At 66.3% G+C, this 19609-nt stretch carries 18 protein-coding genes and 2 pseudogenes; 17 read left to right on the plus strand and 3 right to left on the minus strand.

Features of this window, described 5'->3' with window-relative positions:
- Positions 1 to 140 precede the first annotated feature (140 nt).
- The 9 genes and pseudogenes from AWC19_RS15435 to AWC19_RS15475 all read left to right on the plus strand — a co-directional run.
- Positions 141 to 1298 carry an FHA domain-containing protein gene (locus AWC19_RS15435; protein ID WP_085078935.1) on the plus strand — a complete coding sequence of 386 codons (1158 nt, stop codon included), beginning with the start codon at positions 141 to 143 and terminating at the stop codon, positions 1296 to 1298.
- Between the two features lie 99 nt (positions 1299 to 1397).
- A complete protein-coding gene (locus tag AWC19_RS15440; protein WP_085078936.1) occupies positions 1398 to 2312 on the plus strand; it encodes a sensor domain-containing protein in 915 nt (304 codons plus the stop codon).
- A gap of 69 nt (positions 2313 to 2381) precedes the next feature.
- Complete coding sequence (locus tag AWC19_RS15445; protein ID WP_085078937.1) at positions 2382 to 4373, plus strand: serine/threonine-protein kinase; 1992 nt, start codon at positions 2382 to 2384, stop codon at positions 4371 to 4373.
- Positions 4374 to 4413: 40 nt separating this feature from the next.
- Positions 4414 to 5622, plus strand: a complete 1209-nt coding sequence (locus AWC19_RS15450) for a serine/threonine-protein kinase (RefSeq protein WP_085078938.1) — start codon at positions 4414 to 4416, stop codon at positions 5620 to 5622.
- On the plus strand, positions 5568 to 6257 hold the full coding sequence (locus AWC19_RS15455; RefSeq protein ID WP_085078939.1) for a hypothetical protein: 690 nt from the start codon (positions 5568 to 5570) through the stop codon (positions 6255 to 6257). The genes AWC19_RS15450 and AWC19_RS15455 overlap by 55 nt, the downstream gene beginning before the upstream one ends.
- A 126-nt stretch (positions 6258 to 6383) precedes the next feature.
- Positions 6384 to 7262, plus strand: coding sequence for a formylglycine-generating enzyme family protein (locus tag AWC19_RS15460; RefSeq protein WP_085078940.1), 879 nt, complete (start codon positions 6384 to 6386; stop codon positions 7260 to 7262).
- Positions 7263 to 7489: 227 nt separating this feature from the next.
- The gene (locus AWC19_RS15465) at positions 7490 to 8236 is read left to right on the plus strand and encodes a GntR family transcriptional regulator (RefSeq protein WP_085078941.1); all 747 of its coding nucleotides are present in this window, start codon (positions 7490 to 7492) and stop codon (positions 8234 to 8236) included.
- A 14-nt stretch (positions 8237 to 8250) separates the two neighbouring features.
- The gene (locus AWC19_RS15470; protein WP_085078942.1) at positions 8251 to 9603 is read left to right on the plus strand and encodes an arylsulfatase; all 1353 of its coding nucleotides are present in this window, start codon (positions 8251 to 8253) and stop codon (positions 9601 to 9603) included.
- A 229-nt stretch (positions 9604 to 9832) separates the two neighbouring features.
- A pseudogene (locus AWC19_RS15475) lies at positions 9833 to 10101 on the plus strand (DNA topoisomerase IV subunit B); the annotation flags it as partial.
- A gap of 22 nt (positions 10102 to 10123) precedes the next feature.
- Here the strand turns inward: AWC19_RS15475 and AWC19_RS15480 are convergent.
- Both AWC19_RS15480 and AWC19_RS15485 read right to left on the minus strand, forming a co-directional pair.
- On the minus strand, positions 10124 to 10468 hold the full coding sequence (locus AWC19_RS15480) for a DUF202 domain-containing protein (RefSeq protein WP_085078943.1): 345 nt from the start codon (positions 10466 to 10468) through the stop codon (positions 10124 to 10126).
- On the minus strand, positions 10465 to 10845 hold the full coding sequence (locus AWC19_RS15485) for a YidH family protein (RefSeq protein ID WP_245849022.1): 381 nt from the start codon (positions 10843 to 10845) through the stop codon (positions 10465 to 10467). Before AWC19_RS15485 ends, AWC19_RS15480 begins: the two co-directional genes overlap by 4 nt.
- A gap of 342 nt (positions 10846 to 11187) precedes the next feature.
- On the opposite strand from AWC19_RS15485, the gene AWC19_RS15490 reads away from it, so the two are divergent.
- The 8 genes and pseudogenes from AWC19_RS15490 (at position 11188) to AWC19_RS15520 (ending at position 18443) form a co-directional block, all read left to right on the plus strand.
- Positions 11188 to 12564, plus strand: coding sequence for an ABC transporter substrate-binding protein (locus AWC19_RS15490; protein WP_085079014.1), 1377 nt, complete (start codon positions 11188 to 11190; stop codon positions 12562 to 12564).
- A 123-nt stretch (positions 12565 to 12687) separates the two neighbouring features.
- Positions 12688 to 13488 (plus strand): ABC transporter permease, encoded by an 801-nt coding sequence (locus tag AWC19_RS15495; protein WP_085078945.1) that lies wholly within the window; start codon positions 12688 to 12690, stop codon positions 13486 to 13488.
- Complete coding sequence (locus AWC19_RS15500) at positions 13485 to 14240, plus strand: ABC transporter ATP-binding protein (protein ID WP_085078946.1); 756 nt, start codon at positions 13485 to 13487, stop codon at positions 14238 to 14240. Before AWC19_RS15495 ends, AWC19_RS15500 begins: the two co-directional genes overlap by 4 nt.
- 74 nt (positions 14241 to 14314) lie before the next feature.
- Positions 14315 to 14638, plus strand: a complete 324-nt coding sequence (locus AWC19_RS29200; protein ID WP_142281210.1) for a hypothetical protein — start codon at positions 14315 to 14317, stop codon at positions 14636 to 14638.
- A gap of 135 nt (positions 14639 to 14773) precedes the next feature.
- Positions 14774 to 14944 (plus strand): annotated as a pseudogene (locus AWC19_RS29205) (SulP family inorganic anion transporter); the annotation flags it as partial.
- A gap of 446 nt (positions 14945 to 15390) precedes the next feature.
- Positions 15391 to 16083 (plus strand): TetR/AcrR family transcriptional regulator, encoded by a 693-nt coding sequence (locus tag AWC19_RS15510; protein WP_085078948.1) that lies wholly within the window; start codon positions 15391 to 15393, stop codon positions 16081 to 16083.
- A gap of 56 nt (positions 16084 to 16139) precedes the next feature.
- Positions 16140 to 17291 (plus strand): acetyl-CoA C-acetyltransferase, encoded by a 1152-nt coding sequence (locus tag AWC19_RS15515; protein WP_085078949.1) that lies wholly within the window; start codon positions 16140 to 16142, stop codon positions 17289 to 17291.
- A gap of 3 nt (positions 17292 to 17294) precedes the next feature.
- A complete protein-coding gene (locus AWC19_RS15520; RefSeq protein WP_085078950.1) occupies positions 17295 to 18443 on the plus strand; it encodes an acyl-CoA dehydrogenase family protein in 1149 nt (382 codons plus the stop codon).
- 55 nt (positions 18444 to 18498) lie between these two features.
- Here AWC19_RS15520 and AWC19_RS15525 read toward each other — a convergent pair whose 3' ends face one another.
- A complete protein-coding gene (locus AWC19_RS15525; RefSeq protein WP_142281211.1) occupies positions 18499 to 19488 on the minus strand; it encodes a spirocyclase AveC family protein in 990 nt (329 codons plus the stop codon).
- Between the last annotated feature and the right edge of the window lie 121 nt (positions 19489 to 19609).

Genomic DNA, 19609 nt, shown 5'->3' on the forward strand with positions numbered 1-19609 from the left:
GACCGGTTGTGCGCTTTCACGGCGGGGTTCGTGGCGATCGCGGCGCCTCGGTGTCGCGGGAAACCTGTAGCATCTGACCCCGGTGGCGCTCGCGAAATGCCGTAGCAAGGAACGCCAGTCAGAGCCGAGGAGAGTCAGCCGTGACCCCTGACCAAGCCGGATCCGCTCCCCGCCTCGCGGTACAGGTCGGACAGCGCTCCTACACCCTCGACCCGGCGGCGGGCGTGGCCGTCATCGGCAGGGACCCGGGGGCCACGGTGCGTCTCAGCGACGACCGGATCTCGCGGTGGCACGTGCGCCTCGAGCCGCGTCACGACGGCTGGCAGGCCATCGACACCAGCACCAACGGCCTGTTCGTCGACGGTGTGCGGCGCAGCTCGGTGCTGATCACCGGCGCCACACCGCTGCATCTCGGGGCTCCCGACGGGATTCCGGTTCACGTCAGCCTGGTGGCTCCGCCGGAAACGACCGAGCACGTCAGCGCCGTGGATCGGCTCGCCGAACCCGACGCCGAACAGTGGTGGGACGGCGAGATGGACCCCGGCGTCGTGCGGGCGGGACGCGCGGTGGCCGCCCGCCGCACCGAATTGGAGCTCACCCAGCGCAGCCTCGCGCGCGACAAGATCATCAACGCCGGCACCCTGATCGCGTTCGAGAAAGGCCGCAGTTGGCCGCGCCGCGCCACGCTGTCCAAGCTGGAAAGGGCGCTGAACTGGCCGCCGGGCACCATCACCCGGATCCGCAACGGCGCGCCCGGAGCGCCGGGCGGCACCGACGCTCGGACGGGCGCGCCCCCCGCCGCCGTCGCCGCACGCCCCAGCGAGGAAGCCACCGAAGTGCTCACCGACACAGTCCAGGCGCCGCTGATGGCCGAGGCGGTCGAGCTGGCCATGCACACCATCACCGCGGCCGCGGCCGACCTGCCCGAACCCGCCGACCCCGGCTTCCCGGCCAAGGCCAATGGAATCCTGGCCGACCTGCGCAAACTCGAAAAGCTGGCCGCCAACGCCGCCCGCCACGCCAAGGGCAGCCCGTCGGTCGTGTTGGCGTTGAGCACCGTGCGCCGCACCTACAACGACCTGATGATGCGCGCCGCGCGATCGCCCGCGGCCACGCTGGGTCAGCGGCTCTACGCCGCCCGCCACCGCGCCGAACTGAGCCTCGAGGAGGCCGCCAACGGCGCCGGGCTTCCGATCGCCCTCCTCGAGGACGCCGAGGCCGAGCGTCCGATCGCACCGGACGCCGCGGCGGCCATCGAGAACCTCGTGGCACAGCTGGCGATGACCCCGACCAACTAGCCCGAGCAGCCATAGCGCTACGAAATAATTGTTGCGTTAGCCATAGCGGTGTGATTTTATTGCAGCATCAGCAGCTCGATCACCCGAAGGAACCGCAGCATGTCCGTTCACCCGCACCCCGGAGTCGGCTTCCCGCATGGTCGGCCCGTCGCCCCCAACGCCGCCACGGTCGCGGCACCCGTGCAATCCCCGTTCGGCGTGCCGCCGGGCCCGTACTACCCGCCCGCCGGCTGGCCCCCCGCGCCCTACCCGCCGCCGGCCCCCCGGCGCACCGCGCGCACCTGGGCGATCGTGGGCGCCGCGACCGCCGCGGTCCTGGCCATCGGCGCCACCGGCGTGTCGCTGCTCTCCGACGACGCGGCACACCCCCCGGCCACCGGCGCGTCCCAAACGGTCACCACCGCGCCACCGCCGTTCACCCCCACTGCGACGCCCCCGCCCCCGGTCGTGCCCGTGAGCGCCCTGCCGCAGATGCTGGCCGAGCCCGCCACCGTCGCCGCGGCCGTCGGCAGCCCCGCGGTGATCGTCCTGCCCGACGCCCACCCGGACGCGATGTGGAACGCCCACGTCGACAATCCGAACTGCCTCGGCGTCTACCACCCCGCCGAATTGCCGGTCTATCAGGGCAGCGGCTGGACGGCGGTGCAAGGCCAGGTTCTTCGCGAGCCCGGCGACCGGCCCCACAACACCGTCATCCAGGCCGTGGTCAGCTTCCCCACCGCCGAGGCCGCCACGGACTTCGCGTCCGGGCAACGGCGAAGCTGGGCCAGGTGCGTCGGCAGGTCCGTCACCGCCACGTACAAGGACGGCTCGGAAACGTTCAGCGTCGGCAACGTCAAAAACGACAGCGACGTCCTCAAGGCGCGGCTGATCCAGCAAGACAGCAGCGGATGGAGCTGCCAGCGCGCCCTTAACACGCGCAACAACGTCGTCATCGACGTCGCGGTGTGCAGCTTCGTCCCCGGAGACCAGGCGGTGACGATCGCCACCGAAATCGCCGGTCGCGGAACATGACAGCACCGCCGTGGGCGCCCACTACTGTGATCTGCATGCCCTCGTCTCCCACCCGAAGGTGAGCTTGCGATGCCGCTTCCCGCTGGAACCGTCGTGGCCGGCTACCGCATCGAGCGCACCCTCGGCGCCGGTGGCATGGGCACCGTCTACCTGGCGCACCATCCGTCGTTGCCGCGCCGGGACGCGCTGAAAATCCTGTCCTCCGAGCTCTCCCACGACCCGCAATTTCGGACCCGTTTCCTGCGCGAGGCCGACCTGGCCGCCACCCTGGATCACCCCAACATCGTCACCGTCTACGACCGCGGGGAGACCCCGGACGGGCAATTGTGGATCGCCATGCAATTCGTCGACGGCACCGACGCCAGCGCGGAGCTCGACAACGGAAGGGTGAGCGTCCCGCGGGCGGTGCACATCGTCATCGAGGTCGCCAAGGCGCTCGACTACGCCCACTCGCGCAAGCTGCTGCATCGCGACGTCAAGCCGGCCAACTTCTTGCTGGCCGGACCCGTCGGCTACCAGGAACGGGTCTTGCTGGCCGACTTCGGCATCGCGCGCGCCCTCGACGACGCCGCACACTTGACCGCCACCGGCCTGGTGGTCGCCACCGCCAGCTACGCCGCCCCCGAGACGATCGAGGGGCACCGGGTGGACCATCGCGCCGACGTGTACTCGTTGGGCTGCACGCTGTTTCGGCTGCTCACCGGACGCACCCCCTACGCGGAGTTCAGCGGGATGTCGGCGACCTTGATGGCCCACATGCTGCAGCCGATCCCCCGCGCGACCCACACCGCCCCGTGGCTGCCGCCCGGCGTCGACGACCTTTTCTTCCACGCCCTGGCCAAGGACCCCGACCGGCGCTTTCAAAGCGCCGGCGCGCTGGCCGCCGCCGCGGCCGCCACGCTGGGCGGCCGGCAACCGGCGCCCGTTCCCGGCGGTCCCGTCGCCACCAGGAGCTGGCAGATGCCGTCGCCGGCTCACTCGACGCCGCCGCCGTTCGGGCCGCCGGGCTGGGCGGCCCCGCCGCCGGGGCGCCGCAACCGGCGACGCTGGGGCGTGGTCGCCGGCGTCGCCGCGGTCGCCGTTGTGGCCGCGACGGCCATCGGGGTCAAATTCGCCACCACCAGCGCCGACGACCACCGCGCCGCCAGCCCCACCACGGCCACCACCGCTACGGCGCCCCCGGTGACCGCGCAAAGCGGCAACGACGCCGGCGCCGTCGGGATCATCACCGACGACCCCACGTGCGTCCCGTGGCGGTCGGCGTCGGAACCGTGGTCCGAAAGCAGCCCGCTCAGCAAATGGGACCCGAACAGCCCCGACAGCCCCATCAACATCCCGGCCAGCGCCTGGACCCCCGAGCAACGGGCGGCGATGGAAAAAAGCGGAAGCACCCTGCGCGACATCGCCACCAAGGCCGTGCCGTTGGCCCAGTCCACCCCGCACCGGGTGATGCGAGAACTCTACGAGCAGTTCATCGCCTATGCCCGCGCCTACTCCGACAGCCTGAACAACTATTTCCCCCAGCTGGACGTCAAACTCGGCGTTGCCGCCGAGGGTTCGCTCAACGCGCTGATTTCGACCTGTAACGCCGTCGGCGACGGCGCGGCGGTGGCGCGGTCGGTGCTGGTGGCGCCCGAACCCGCGCCGCCGCAAATGGCGCCGCCGCAGGACCCCGCCAACCCGCACCGCTTCATCGGCACCTCGGACAAGAGCACGTGCGGCGAATGGGCGGCGGTCAACCAGAAGTTCGACGACAACCCCGCCGTCAAGGACTGGAAGAGATTCGACAGCAAGGTTCCCATCGGCCAGTGGAGCCCCGAGCAGAAGGCGGCCGCCGACGCCGTCGCGCCATTGGCGCTGGGCAACGCCGACGACATCGTGCGCACCGCCGGGCGCAGCAACAACCCGACCATCCAGGACTTCGCCGCGTTCGCCGCTGTCTACGAGCGGGCATTCAGCAAAGCCCTGCCGACCTACGGCGCCCACGACGGGCAGCTGAGCACCGTCGCCGGTTCCGTGCGGTCGCTGATCGGCGCCGCGTGCAGCGCGGTGGGCATCTAGCAACCCACCGCCGGTCCCGCCGACTTGTACGATCCGTGGCATGCCGCTGCGCGACGGTGCACTTTTCGCCGGTTTTGCCATCGTTCGCCTGCTGGGCGCGGGCGGCACGGGGGAAGTCTATGTGGTCCAACATCCCCGGCTGCCGCGCCTGCAGGCGCTGCGTATCCTGCCCGCCGCGCTGTCGGCCGACCCCGACTTCCGCGCCCGCTTTCACCGCGAAGCCAACCTGGCCGCGTCGCTGTCGCACCCGAACATCGTCGGCGTGCACGACCGAGGCGAATTCGACGGGCGGCTATGGATCTTGATGGGCTACGTCGAGGGCATCACCGCGGCACGACTCGTGCACGACCACCATCCGCGCGGGCTTCCCCGCGCCGAGGCTTTGCAGATCGTCGGCGCCGTCGCCGAAGCCCTCGACTTCGCCCACGAACGCGGCCTGATGCACCGCAACGTCAAACCGGCCAACATACTGCTCGCCAACGCGGGCACCGCACATCGCCGAATCCTGCTGGCGGACTTAGGGATTCCGCGGCGTCTTGTCAACACCCATGCGATGGCCGCGGCGAACCTCTGCTACACGGCCCCAGAGCTGTTGCTGGACACGGCGTTTGAGGGCCGCGCCGACCAATACGCACTGGCCGCCACCGCCTACCACCTGCTCACCGGAACCGCGCCCTTCGACCACCCCAACCCCGCCGTGGTCATCGGTCGTCACCTCAACGCGCCCCCGCCCAGGCTCGCCGACACCCGACCGGACCTGGCCGACCTGGACGCCCCACTGATGCGCGCCCTGGCCAAAGATCCCGGTGCGCGGTTCGCACGCTGCCAAGACCTGGCCGCGGCGCTGGGCGCCGACACGCACACGCGCCCGGTACCCGCGTCGGCGCCGCCGCGCTGCTGGTGGTGGCGGCCACCGTCGCGGGGGTGGCGCTGTGGGCGGCGCGGCCGGGCGGCCGGGCGGAGACCCCGCCGAGCGCCGCGAGCAGCGGCGCGGCGACCGCGCAGGTGGCCAGCGCCAACGACACCGGGCCGGTCGGCATCGTCACCGACGAGCCGACCTGCTCAACCTGGGAACCGATCGGCCACACCTGGCTGGTCACCGCGCCGACCGAGCTCTGGGACAAAACGCATCCCGGCCAGCAAATACCCGTGGAGATTCCCGGAAGTTCGTGGACCCCGGCCCAGCGCGCCGCCATGCAAGCCACCGCCAGCGCCACCCGGCTCGCGGCGACGAAGACGACGGCGCTGACCCGGACCACCCCGCACCGGGTGATCCGTGAGCTCTACGAGCAATTCATCATCTACGGGCGCGCCTTCGCCGATGCCATCGAGAACAACTACCTCCCGAGCCACAGCTCGCTGGGGGGCACCGCGGAAAGCGCGTTCAACGCCTTGGTCTCGCTGTGCCAGACCGTCGACAACGGCGTCGCGGCGAGCCGGGCGTCCCTGGTCACCGCGCTCGACGCGCCGGCGCACACCGCGCCACCGCAAGACCTCGCCCAGCCGCAGCGCTTCCTCACCACGTCCGACCTTGGCACCTGCGACGAGTTCCGGTCCATCAACCGCAAGTACGCCGACAACCCGGCCGTCAAAGACTGGGACAAAAGCGACCACCTGGCACCGGCCAACATGTGGACTCCCGAACAACGGGCGCTCAATGATTCCGTGGCGCCGCTGATGATCAACCTCGCCGACGACATGCAGCGCACCGTCGCCCGCGGCAACAACCCGGTGATGCAAGACCTCGGCGATCTGGCCGCGCAATACCAGCGCGTGTTCGCCAAGGCGCTGCCCACGCACACGATCTTCGACGGCGAACTCAACGGCGTCGCCCAATACGCGCGCTGGGCGCTCAAAGACGCCTGCGACACCATCGGTCTTTGAGCCAAAGCGGCTGGGCCCCTGAGGGATTGGAGCCGAGCGAGAAGTACGCTAACCGGATGGGCGAGCCCAAAACGGATGCTCTCCCGCGGCCGCCGGCCACAGCCGCGCACCGATTAACCTGACGGCATGCTCACCGAGTTGATTGACCTTCCCGGCGGCGACTTCCTCATGGGGTCCAACAATTTCTACCCTGAGGAGTCACCCGTGCACGAAGTGACGGTGCGGCCATTTTCGATCGAGCGTCATCCGGTGACTAATGCGCAGTTCGCCGAATTCGTCGACCAGACCGGCTACGTCACCGTGGCGGAGCGGGCTCTGGATCCCAAGGCCTTCCCCGGCGTTCCCCCTGAGGATCTCATCCCCGGTGCGCTCGTCTTCACCCCGACCTCCGGTCCGGTGGATCTGCGCGCCTGGCAGCAGTGGTGGACATGGGTGCCGGGCGCCTGCTGGCGGCAGCCCTTCGGGCCCGGGTCTTCGATCGAGGATCGGCTCGACCATCCGGTGGTCCAGGTGGCCTATCCGGACGCCGCCGCATACGCAAGCTGGGCAGGACGGCGGCTGCCCAGCGAAGCGCAGTGGGAGTACGCCGCGCGCGCCGGCACCACGTCGACCTATGCGTGGGGCGACGAGGTCGCTCCCGGCGGTCAGATCATGGCCAACACCTGGCAGGGCAAATTCCCCTACCGCAATGACGGCGCTCGCGGATGGGTGGGCACCTCCCCGGTGGGAACGTTCGCGCCCAACGGCTTCGGCCTGGTCGACATGATCGGCAACGTCTGGGAGTGGACCACCACCCGCTACAGCGCCGGCCACCACCCGGGTCGCTCCGCGGCCAGTTGCTGCCCGACGCCGGCCACCGGCGATCCCTCCGTGATGCAGACGCTCAAGGGCGGCTCACACCTGTGCGCACCGGAGTACTGCCATCGGTACCGTCCGGCCGCCCGGTCGTCGCAGTCTCAGGACAGCGCGACCACCCACATCGGTTTTCGCTGCATCGCCGGTTAACCACCAGGGTGGCGAAACACGACTGATAACGCTGCGGCATATGGCCTGGCCTAACGCGTAACGCACCGGCCAGGTGGCGTAACATTCTGCTAACCGCCACCCCCCGTAATTGGTGGCACAGTGAGCCCATGCCCCGGCGGCCACACCTTCCTCCCAAGGACTTTCCCCGTCCCGTCACTCGGGAGTACGCCGGTACCCGGGCGGACGCGGCGCGTTGGGTCCGTGACGTGTTGCGCAGCCAAATACTCGAAGGCGTCTACGGCGGATTGGCCGCCGCGCGCCCGGCGCTGCCGTCGGAATCCGCTCTGGCGGCCGAACTGGGAGTCAGCCGCAACGCCATTCGCGAAGCGCTAGAGCTGTTGCGAGGGGAAGGTCTGATCACTCGCGTGCAGGGCTCCGGCACGTTCGTCACCGGCGCAAAATTGCGCCAGAACCTCGACCGACTCGAAGGCCTTGCGGAATCCCTTGCCGGGCACCGGCTTCCGGTCACCAACAAGGTGCTGTCGGTACGTGAATCCACCGCCACCCCGTTTGTGGCGGCCAAACTGCAGCTGCCCGAGAACGCCCCCATCCTGTTCATCGAGCGGCTTCGTTCGGTCGGAGGGGTGCCGCTGTCGTTGGATACCACCTCGCTGCGCATCGGGGCCGTCTCGATCGACGCCGAACTCGACAGGCAGGATGTTTTCGCCCTCATCGAGCAGGAGCTGGGCGAGCGCCTAGGTTGGGCCGAAATCAGCGTCGAATCCGTCTTGGCGGATCCCACCACCGCCACACTGCTGCAGATCCGCACCGGTGCGCCGCTGCTGTTGCTGCACCGCTTGACCCATTTGCGCGACGGCACGCCGTTCGACCTGGAGACGGTGCGCTATCGCGGTGACCGGTGCTCGCTGGTCACCACCGCCACCCGTGATGGCGCACCGCAGCCGAAGTCGGCTGATCCACACCACGACAACGATTCATCCCACACCGACTGAGAGGCGACGCAAACATGGCCACGCAACCCAACATCGTGTACTTCCACGTCGACAACCTTGGGCTCGGCGAGCTCGGCTGCTACGGCGGCGGTATGTTGCGCGGAGCCGACACCGCCCGCATCGACGCGTTCGCCGGTGAAGCGCTCAAACTTTCGCACTTCGTCGTCGAGCCCCAATGCACACCAACGCGCTCCGCGCTGATGACCGGACGCTATCCGATCCGGTCGGGAAATCACACAATTGCGTTGGGCGGCAACGACGGCGGCATTGTGGCCTGGGAGCGCACCATGGCCGACATCCTGTCGGAGGCTGGCTATGCCACGGCGTGCTACGGCAAGTGGCACATCGGCGCCGAGGACGGGCGCTGGCCTACCGATCACGGATTCGACGAGTGGTACGGACCCCCACGCACCTACGACGAATGCCTGTGGCCGGACGATCCCTGGTACGACGGCGATCGCGACGGCTATTCCTACATGTACGAGGGCACCAAGCAGGACGGCGTGCGGGCCACCGACCAGCAGTTGACCGTCAAGCTCAAAGGTGAGGTCGACGCCGAATACGACCGGCGGGCAAAGGCATTCATGAAGCGCAGCGTCGAGGCCGGCAAGCCGTTCTACCTGTATCACAACCACTCGCTAATGCACTTTCCGATGGTGGTGCGAGAGGAGTTCAAGGGCAAGAGCGCCAACGGCGAATGGGGTGACTCGCTACTGATGCTCGACCACGACTTCGGCAGCATCCTGGATACGCTGACGGAACTGGGCATCGCCGACGACACGATCGTCGTCTTCGCCGGGGACAACGGCCCCGAAGACCACCTGCTGGGGCGGGGCACCGCGGGATTCTTCGACGGATCGTATTTCAGTTCCGCCGAAGGCGGAATCCGCACCCCGTGTTTGATCCGCTGGCCGAACAGGGTCCCGGTTCGGGAGAGCAACGAAATGGTGCACGTCACCGACATGTTCCCGACGTTGTTGCGCTGGGCCGGCTGCGAGGTTCCGGCGGACCGCATCATCGACGGCATCGACCAGCGCGACTTCTTCGGTGGCGCACAGGAATCCAACCGCGAAGGCTGCATGGTGTGGCTGAACGAAGAATTACACGCGGTGAAGTGGTCCCAGTTCAAGATCAGCTTTAAACGCCAACAGCATTTCCACGATCCCGAGATTCCCCTCGGGTTCGCCCGCATCATCAACCTTCTTGAGGATCCGAAGGAACGGGAGCCGGTCAATCAGACCTTCGTGCGGTGGTGGGTCATGCAACACGCCCGACGCATCATCCGCGACTTCGAGGTGAGCGCACAGAAGGAGGAACTGATCCCCGCCGGCGCACCGATCGACTTCGTCCCCACCCGCAACGACTAGGCCGATCCGCGGATGGCGGGCATGGGAACCTCGAACGTGTAGGCGCACAATCGATAACCACCCTGGAAGGCCTCGACGTCGTCCGCAAGCGGCCGGGCATGTATATCGGGTCCACCGGGGAACGCGGCCTACACCACCTGATTGGGAGGTCGTCGACAACGGCGTCGACGAAGCCATGGCCGGCCATGCCCGCCGCGTGGACGTGACACCGTTGGCCGATGGCGGGGCGGAGTTCGCCTACTCCGACCGCGAGCGCGACGGCCTGCTGGAGGCCGGGCTCAAGGCCGGCAAGAAGATCAACGAGGACGGCATCCAGCGCTACAAGGGTCTGGGCGAAATGGACGCCAAAGAGCTGTGGGAAACCACGATGGATCCCTCGGTGCGGGTGCTGCGTCAGGTCACCCTCGACGACGCCGCGGCCTGATGGGCGAAGACGTCGACGCGCGCAGATGCTTTATCACCCGAAACGCCAAAGACGTTCGCTTCCTATACGTTTAGCGACGTCTGAACGGCCGCGGCATCAGGCGACCAGCATCAGGTAGGTGACGATCATCAGCGTCAACGAGACTACCGAAATGCCGACGAGTAGCACCGCCGGGCGCCCGTGCACGCGCTGGGACAGCGGGCGGACCGTCAAAGCGCGGCGACGCCGCGCCCCCACCGCGTAGACCGCCAACGCGAGAACACCCGCTGCCGCTGCGATCGCCACCCGCGCAGCGAGGCCGCTCGCACCGCCGAAGTTGCGGTCCTTGAGAAGCACCAACACACCCGATCCGACGACGGACAGAGAGGTTCGCGTCCAGGCCAAGGCCGTGCGCTCTGGCTGCAGGCCGCGGTCGGCGGGCGCGGCCTCCGCGGCCGTCATCGACCGCCTCCGGTCCCCGCCAGCGCCAGGACTACCGTGGCCAGGCCGATGGCAATCAGCGCCACCACCAGATAGGCCGGCGTCGCCGGTCTGGGCAGCGGTTGATCGAGGCGGATCGCGCGATCGACATGCCTCCAACGCTGCAGTCCCGCAACCGAAGTCAGCATCGCCGTTGCGCCAACCGCACCGCCGAGGACGTGCCGCACCCCCGGCACTGCGAATTCCGGCATAAACTGCACGACACCGACAGCCGCTGCAAGCAAGCCCAACGCGGTCCGCTGCCATGCCAGGAACGTCCGCTCATTTGCCAGCGTGAATCGATAGTCTGGTTCGGCGCCGGGCGCTGCCGATGCCGTTGGACGGCCTTCGGTGCCCAGTCTCGCTGCGGCGCTTGCGGTTTTCACAATCACCCAGTCTTTCGCTTGGCGCGCCGGTGTACCACGATAACCGAGGTGGCGTAACTCAGACTTCATTTGCGCGCGGACCCGACTCTCGGGTGCCCTCGTTCGGCCCCGGCGAACTTCGTCTGCAGCGTGGGCGCGCCCCACCGTGACCACCGGCGCTCCGCGGGCGCAGGTGGCGTAACGGTGGTGCAACGTCCAGTGATCGAGTGGTAACAGAAAAATCCGACGCTGGATTGCGTGCACGATGTGATTTCGACCGCCCGGCCCGGCCGACGCACCCTCTGGGGGGTTGCCACGGCAGTACTCGTGCCCGCGATGCAGGCGCTCACCGGATGCGGCGTGCTGACCGAGAACTCCGTCGTGATCAACGTCGGATATCAGTCCAAGACCATCAACACGGTCAACGCCGGAACGTTGATGCGTGACCGTGGCGAATTCGAAAGCGAGCTCAACCAGCTCGGCAAGAAGACGGGCCGCAAGTACCGCGTGGTATGGCAGGACTTCTCCTCCGGTGCACCGCTCACCGCGCAGATGATCGCGACCCACGTCGACATCGGGTCAATGGGCGACTACCCATTGCTCACCAACGGGTCCAAGACCAAGAGGTACGACGACGCTCAAACCAGATTGATCGCTATCACCGGCTATAGCTTGCGCGGTTCGCTGAACCAGGTCGTGGTACCGAACGGCTCCACAGCCCGCACCCTGGCCGACCTGACCGGCAAGCGTGTGTCGACCAGCCTCGGGTCGGCAGGCGACGGCATGATCTCAACCGCGTTGCAGCGCAACGGTATCGACTCCCATTCTGTGCACAGAGTCAACCAGGATCCGTCGATCGGAGCGTCGGCCATCGAGGGTGGGCAGGTGGACGCGTTGGCACAGTTCGTGCCGTGGCCACAACTGGTGATTTTCCGCAACCAGGGCAGGCTGCTCTACGACGGCGGCGACAACAACGTGCCGACGTTCCACGGCGTCGTCATCCGTAGACAGTTCGCGGATGCCAACCGCGACGTGACGGCCGCATTCTTGCGGGCGATGAGGACGACCACCCATTACATCGTCACGCATCCGCTCGCGGCCGCCCTCCGGGTGAGTCAGTTGACCGGCATCGAACCCGAAGTTGTCTACCTCTATAACGGCCCCAACGGGCTGGTGTCGTTCGATATGACGTTGAAAGACCAGCTCGTGAAGGCCCTCGACACAATCAAGAGGTACCTGGTCGCCCGAGGGTCGGTGAGCAAGGACTTCGACGTCGCGTCGTTCGTCGACGACGGATACCTGCGACGGCTGTTCGGCGGCGACTATGACCGCTTGCGCGCCGACGTGACCAACCGCAGCGTGCTGAGCGGATACGACGACATGTGTCGGTCGCCCGTCAGCGATCCGGCGCTGGCCTCGGAATTGTGGGTCAAAGGCGCCGACGCCACTGCCGTGGCCGCGACACCGACCTGCTTACTGCGCCGAGTGGCCGCCACCGCCGCGGTGCGGGCCGCGTACGTCCCGGACACCCTGACCGGCACCCGTTTGTTCGCCAACCACGCTGTGTGGCTGAAGGACCCGGACGCGCCACCCACTCAACGATACAAACCATTCGCCACCGGTGCCGGCGCCGACGCCTATCGCGCAAGCCATCCGACAGCCTCACCAGTCGCCTACCCGGCGGCCGTAACACAGTCGCGGTCGCCGCAATAGCCGACAACTGAAATCAGAAAGTAAGGAGCTCCCGTGACAAGCACATTGAGTCGCCTGGAAGCGGCCGTCGCGCCCGCGCCGGCCACGACGGTCTCGGCGCCCACGCTCAGACCGGACCGAGGGATGGCTACCCGCATTCCAACCGCAATCCAGCGCCGCACCGCGGCCTTGGTGCTGCCGCTGATACCGATCGTCGCGTTTGTCGCGCTGTGGCAAGTGCTCACCGCTCACAACGTCGTCGCCTGGCTGCGATTCAACCGGATGCCCGCCCCCATGCGTGTCGTCGAGAGCCTCGGCGCGCGGATCAGCTCCGGCGGCTACTACGACGACTTGCTGGCCAGTCTGCAGCGGATCTTGCTCGGGTTCGGGCTCGCCGCCGCGGTCGGTATCGCCCTGGGCATTCTGGTGGGCCGCTCACCGATAGCACGGATGACGTTGCGGCCCTTCATCGAAATCGTTCGGCCCATCCCCGCGATCGCTCTGGTGCCGCTGACCATCCTGCTGTTCCCCTCCAGTGAGCAAGGCATCGTGTTCATCACCTTCTTCGCCGCGTTCTTCCCGGTCGTCGTCAGCACCATCCACGCCACGGAGTCGCTGCCCAAAGTATGGGAAGAAGCTGCGAAAACGATGGGTGCGGGCCGGATTTCGCTCCTGTTGCATGTGATCCTTCCGGGGGCGCTGCCCGGCATCTTCGCGGGCCTTTCCGTCGCCATGGGCGTGGCCTGGATCTGTGTGGTCAGCGCGGAGATGATTTCCGGGCAGTTCGGTATCGGCTACTACACCTGGCAGTCCTATGGCCTGCTGGATTACCCCGGAGTCGTCGTCGGCATGATCTCGATCGGCGCGCTGGGGCTGATGACGGCGTGGGCGGTGGAGCGCGTCGGCCGCCGAATCAACCACTGGTTGCCGAGGGCGAGCAGATGAGCGTCGGCGCCGTTCACCTCGACCGGTTGAAATTGGGCTTCAACGGAGTCCTCGCCGCCGACATCACGCTGGACATCGATCCTGGCGAGGTCGTCGTCTTTCTGGGCCCGTCGGGGTGCGGTAAGTCCACGATTCTGCGAGCGCTGGCCGGGCTGCTCACCCCGCTGAGTGGGGACGCCACGGTCGACGGTTCACCTGTGGTGGGCAATGCCGCCCAATGCGCCATGGTGTTCCAAGAGGATGCACTGTTCCCGTGGCGCACGGCGCTGAAAAACGTCATGTACCCGATGCGGCTGCGGGGCATCCGCGGCAGAGATCTGAAGACCGCGGCTCAAGATCGCCTCGCGCAGGTGGGCCTGGGGTCCTACGGCGGTCATCTGCCCAGCCAACTGTCCGGCGGCATGCGCCAGCGGGTCCAGTTGGCCCGCACTCTCGCGTGCGAGCCGAAGGTGATGCTGATGGATGAACCCTTCGGCGCCCTGGATGCCCAGACCCGACTGGACATGCAGCGGCTGCTGATGACGGTGTGGGAGCAGCAGAAGATGACCATCCTGTTCGTCACCCACGACGTCGACGAGGCGCTGCTGCTCGCCGACCGGATCGTGTTGTTGAGCCACCGGCCCGCGACCGTCGCGGACGTCATCACGATCGACGAACCTCGCGCCCCGCAAGCCCAATTCACCGACGCCTATCAGCGCCGCCGCCAAAACATCCTCGCGTTCCTCGGGCACGACCCGGCCGCGACAGCATAGACCGCGCTCACCGACGGTGGCTGGTGAAAAAACGCATGGATCGCCTCCACTTCACCGGAAGGTCAGCAGGAGTGATGACAGAGACCGATCGGCGAGCAACGGGAGAGCTCACCGGAAATGCGTCCGGCATACGCCATCGTCCGTACTACTACTCCGGCCGTGAACGACTGGTCGGCACGACGGGAGCGACGTCCCCCACACACCACGCGGACGTGGCCCAGGCCCGGCTGTTCGCCGACCTGTTGCGCGCAGAGCACGCCGAACTCGGCGCCGCCGCGGGTCTCGGGCCGCAAATGAGTCCGCATCCGTGCACTCCCGAACAATTCCGGCAGTTGCAGGCACGCATGAAAGAGATCCGCCGACTTCTCCATGCGCTCGAAAGGCGCTTTTGCTGTTGATGATCGCCATGCGCTTCGCGGCTTTCGGCATCGGAGCATTTGTAGAACGGAGCCAACCACGATGAGACCCGAAGCTTTTGTGGCACATCGCCGCGGCGCGACTGCGACTGCCGGGGCGACTCGGTCCTCGGCGCGCTGCGCAGCCTGCCCCGGTTGCGGACCGAGGTACTCACCGGACTGGTGGTGGCGCTCGCGCTGATCCCCGAGGCCATTGCCTTCTCGGTTATCGCCGGGGTCGATCCCCGGATCGGCCTGTTTTCTTCGGTGACCATGGCGCTCACGGTGGCCGTCGTGGGAGGCCGACCGCGACAAAATGATCGGCCGCAAAGGCAGCGCAGCACAAACCTTCATCGATCTCGGCATCGGGCTGTGCGATCCAACTCCGACGATCGGCTCGTCGCCGGCGCGCAGCCTTACTCCGGCCCAAAGCGACAAGTTACTCTCAGCTAACACGACGACGGCGGAGTCCCGCGAAGCCGCAGTCGGCCTGTGCGCTGCCGCCACGACCCACGCCGGACAGGAGCGCGCCGGACGCCGACGTTGCGATGGTCCAGCGCCAGCTCGGCGTGACGAAAGAACTGCGGCGACGGCTCGCTCCGTGACGTCTGCGCCCCGCGTCAGATGCAACTTGCCGACATCGGTTCGGGCCTCAGGGGTGCCCGACCACCGACTCGCGGGGCCCCGGTTGCATTGGCCGAGAACTTCAGCCGTCTGCATACGCATCGATTATCGGGCTGGAATATCCTATAATCGTGCCTAGAAAATCTGCATTGGCGTCTGATCGCGAAGCTCTTACAGATACCGATTCCAAGTCGGCCCGCACACGTGCCCGCATCCTTGATGCGGCGGCGCACGTCCTGAGCTCGAAAGGGTTTGCCGGGACCAGGCTCTCCGATGTCGCCGAACACGCCGAGATTCAGGCACCCGCGATCTACTACTACTTCCCCTCTCGCGAAAAACTTATCGAAGAGGTGATGTATTGCGGCGTAGCCGAACTGCGCAAACATGTGCAAGATGCCCTCAACGATCTTCCACCTGAAACGCCGCCTCTGGATCGCATAATGACCGCAGTCGAGGCCCACCTGCGGCATGAGCTCGAGATCTCCGACTACGCCACCGCCTCGATCCGCAATTCCGGGCAGATCCCACAGCACCTGCGCGCCCGACAGCTCAAAGAGGAGACAAGTTATGGACGGGTGTGGCGCCGACTGTTCAACAGCGCTGTGGCAGAGGGGCAGATCCGTGCCGACCTCGACCCACGCTACGTGCAGCTGTTGGTGCTCGGGGCGTTGAACTGGGCAGCCGAATGGCGCGACCCGCGACGCGACTCCGTCGACGACATCGTCGCCAACGCCCAGTCCCTAGTCCGCCACGGGTTGGGCGTGAACGAGGAATCCCGGACCCGAGGTATGAGAAGCACGCGTAAGTCACCCGGCAGACGCTGAGGGAAGTGCAGTTCTCGACAGGTCGCTTAATTTTGACTTCATGTTAAATTATCGTAGTGACAGAAGCCTACATTGTTGACGCGGTTCGCACGGCGGTCGGCCGACGGGGCGGGGGTTTCGCCAATGAGCACCCGGCAGACATGGCCGCCAACGTCATTCGCGTCGTCGTCGGTCGACACGACCTCGATCCCGAGGCAATCGACGATGTAATCCTGGGCTGCTTGGATAACATCGGCTCCCAGGCCGGCGATATCGCGCGGACGGCGGCCCTCGCAGCGGGCCTGCCCGAGTCGGTGCCAGGTGTGACGGTGGATCGACAATGCGGATCCGCTCAGCAGGCAGTACATTTCGCGGCGCAGGCCGTGATGAGCGGCACTGCGGACTTGATCGTCGCCGGCGGTGTCCAGAAGATGAGCCAGTACCCGATCTTGAGCGCCTTCACCGCCGGCGAACCATTTGGCGCCAGCGATCCGTGGACCGGATGCCGCGGCTGGGAGGCTCGGTATGGTAAGCAAGAGATTTCGCAGTTCCGTGGCGCGGAGATGATTGCCGGTCAGTGGGGGTTCACCCGCGAGGACAACGAGCAATTCGCGTTGAGGAGCCACCAGCGCGCGGTAGCCGCCACTGTTGACGGTCGTTTTGAGCGCGAAATCATCCCCTACGCCGATGTCACGGTCGACGAAGGGCCGCGCCCCGACACCTCCTTGGAAAAGATGGCGCAGTTGCCGACGCTGATCGAGGGTGGCGTATTGACTGCGGCGGTCGCCAGCCAAATCTCCGACGGGGCGGCCGCACTGCTGATCGCCTCACAGGAGGCCGTCGATCGATTCCAGCTGACACCGCGGGCACGGATTCACCACATGTCCGTGCGCGGCGCTGATCCAGTGATGATGCTGACCGCCCCAATCCCGGCCACCCGGCATGCACTCAAACGCACTGGGTTGTCAATCGACGATATCGATCTTGTCGAAATCAATGAGGCGTTCGCTCCGGTGGTACTTGCCTGGCTGGCCGAGCTTGACGCCGACCCCGCCCGTGTCAACGTCAACGGGGGAGCTATCGCTCTCGGGCACCCAATCGGATGCACCGGCGCACGCTTGATGACCTCCCTACTCCATGAACTGGAGCGCACCGGCGGCCGCTATGGGCTGCAGACGATGTGCGAGGGCGGCGGACAGGCCAACGTCACGATCATCGAGAGGCTATGACCAGTGCGGCGCACACTGTATGGCCCTGACCACGAAGCCTATCGAGGGACGGTCCGGGAATTCCTTGCCCGGGAAGTCGTTCCCCATCAGCATTATTGGGACCGCGACCACCGGATCGACCGAAACGTTTACGTCCACGCCGCCAAGGCGGGCATTTACGCGTTGGAGGTCGATGAGCGGTACGGCGGCGCCGGTGAACACGACTACCGCTACCGGATGGTGGTCTGCGAGGAAGTCGCGAAGGTCAACGCCCTGTCGTTTGGCGTCACGATCAGCCTGCAGGACGATCTGGTGCTGCACTATCTGCTCGATCTGACCACGGAGACTCAGCGGCAGCGATGGCTGCCGGGCTTCGCGTCCGGCGAACTGATCGGCGCGCTTGCGATGACCGAACCTGGCGCAGGCAGCGATCTCAGGGGAATCCGCACCACAGCCACCCGCGACGGTGATCGCTGGATTCTCAACGGACAGAAGACGTTCATCTCCAGTGGCATCATGGCCGACCTTGTCATTGTCGCCGCACTTACCGACCCACAGGCCGGCTCACGTGGTTTCAGCTTGTTTGTCGTGGAACGCGACACGCCCGGGTTCCGGCGCGGACGCCAGCTGGACAAGATCGGGCTGCCCGCCCAAGACACCGCCGAGCTCTTCTTCGATGACGCGGCCGTACCCCTCGACAATCTTCTGGGGGAAGAAGGCCGCGGGCTGCAGTATCTGATGAGCCATCTTCCCCGGGAACGGCTGGGTGTTACCGCACAGGCGATCGCGACCGCGCGCGCCATTTTCGACCAAACCGTCGAGTATTGCCAGCAACGCAACGCGTTCGGCCGGCCGCTCGCCGCGCTCCAACACGTCCGTTTCGAACTCGCCGAGATGGCCACCGAACTGGACATCGCGGAGGCATATGTCGATAAATCAGTCCAGGCATTCAACGCGGGTGAACTCTCCCCCGTTGACGCCGCGAAGGGGAAGTGGTACGTCAGTGAGCTCCAACGCACAATCATCGACCGCTGCCTGCAGCTGCACGGAGGCTACGGCTACATGGTCGAGTACCCGGTCGCCCGCGCCTACCTCGACACCCGCGCTCAGACCATTTATGGCGGGACAACAGAAGTCATGAAGGACCTCATCGGCCGTGAGATTGCCGGATGAGTTGCGCATTCATGTGGTAGACGCCAATCCAGCGGATTAATCCGCCCAGGTCGGTTCAGCCCGGCCACATGTACGTCGGCAGATGGGCCTTCGAGGTTCCGATGATGCCCAGCCAATTGAATGGCAGGTGATAAATCAATATTGTTGCAGCACAACAGAATCCAATGACCGCGAGGGTGCTTATCGTCGACTGCATGGCCGGGCTCCACCGGTCGAATCCGCGTTCGACCGGTGAGCGGCCGCCGCAGGGAATGGCCTGCAACCGCATCCAGGTGTAGAGCAGCCCGAGTGCGGCAACCAAAAATGGCTCGTACAGCGGGAACTGGAACTGGCTTCCCGCCCACAGCGTCAGCGGCCCGTAGGTTTGGGCGTAGGCATAGCCGTAGGTCAATCGGATCGCCAGGTTCTCGACCACGAAATCGAACACGAACTCCCCGACGAAGACGATTGCCAGCAACGACACGTTCGAAAGCCGTGGCCAGCGCGACCGCAACGCGAAATAGGCCGGGCAGCCGACGATGGCCACACCGGCGCAGAAATAGACGTACATCGGTGGCCCCCACAGCAATGACTCCGCGTAACGCGACGAGGCCGCCGGATTGTGAAACGGGAGATACGCCGTCCAGACACCCAAGTTGACGTTGTTGGCGTTCCATGCGAACAGGTAGGTGTAACAGTTCAAAAATGCGTCAGCGACGAAGGCGGCCATCCCGCCGAGGACGAACTTGCCGTCCAGGCTCAATGCGCCGGACCGGCGCCACGGCAGCACCACACAGGCCCAGACGAGGTAGGCCAACAATGCGATGCTGAGACCCTCGAATATTCGCAACGCCACCAAATTCGACAGCGGCATCCGGTCCGGTCCTTTAAGCGGTGCCGGGCCGAAATCACTGGAAACAATCCATCGAATTAGCGCTTGAACGGCTATTACCAGCCATGCCAAAGCGATTGCGGCCCAGACGGTGGCGCCACCTGAGCGGGACGGCTCCGTGGTCCTGGTATGGCTCTTTCGGCGAGGCGTCGATTCGGACACCACAGCAACCACCTTTCTTAAATTTAATTCAGAGTAAACACCTCGGAGACCGAGGGTCGCAATGCCGATTCGAATATCTCGCCCGAGCGACTGTCGCCCAGACGATGGTCTGCAAGCGATTTCCAGTTCGAAG

This window comes from Mycobacterium palustre (assembly GCF_002101785.1).
Taxonomy (GTDB): Bacteria; Actinomycetota; Actinomycetes; order Mycobacteriales; family Mycobacteriaceae; genus Mycobacterium; species Mycobacterium palustre.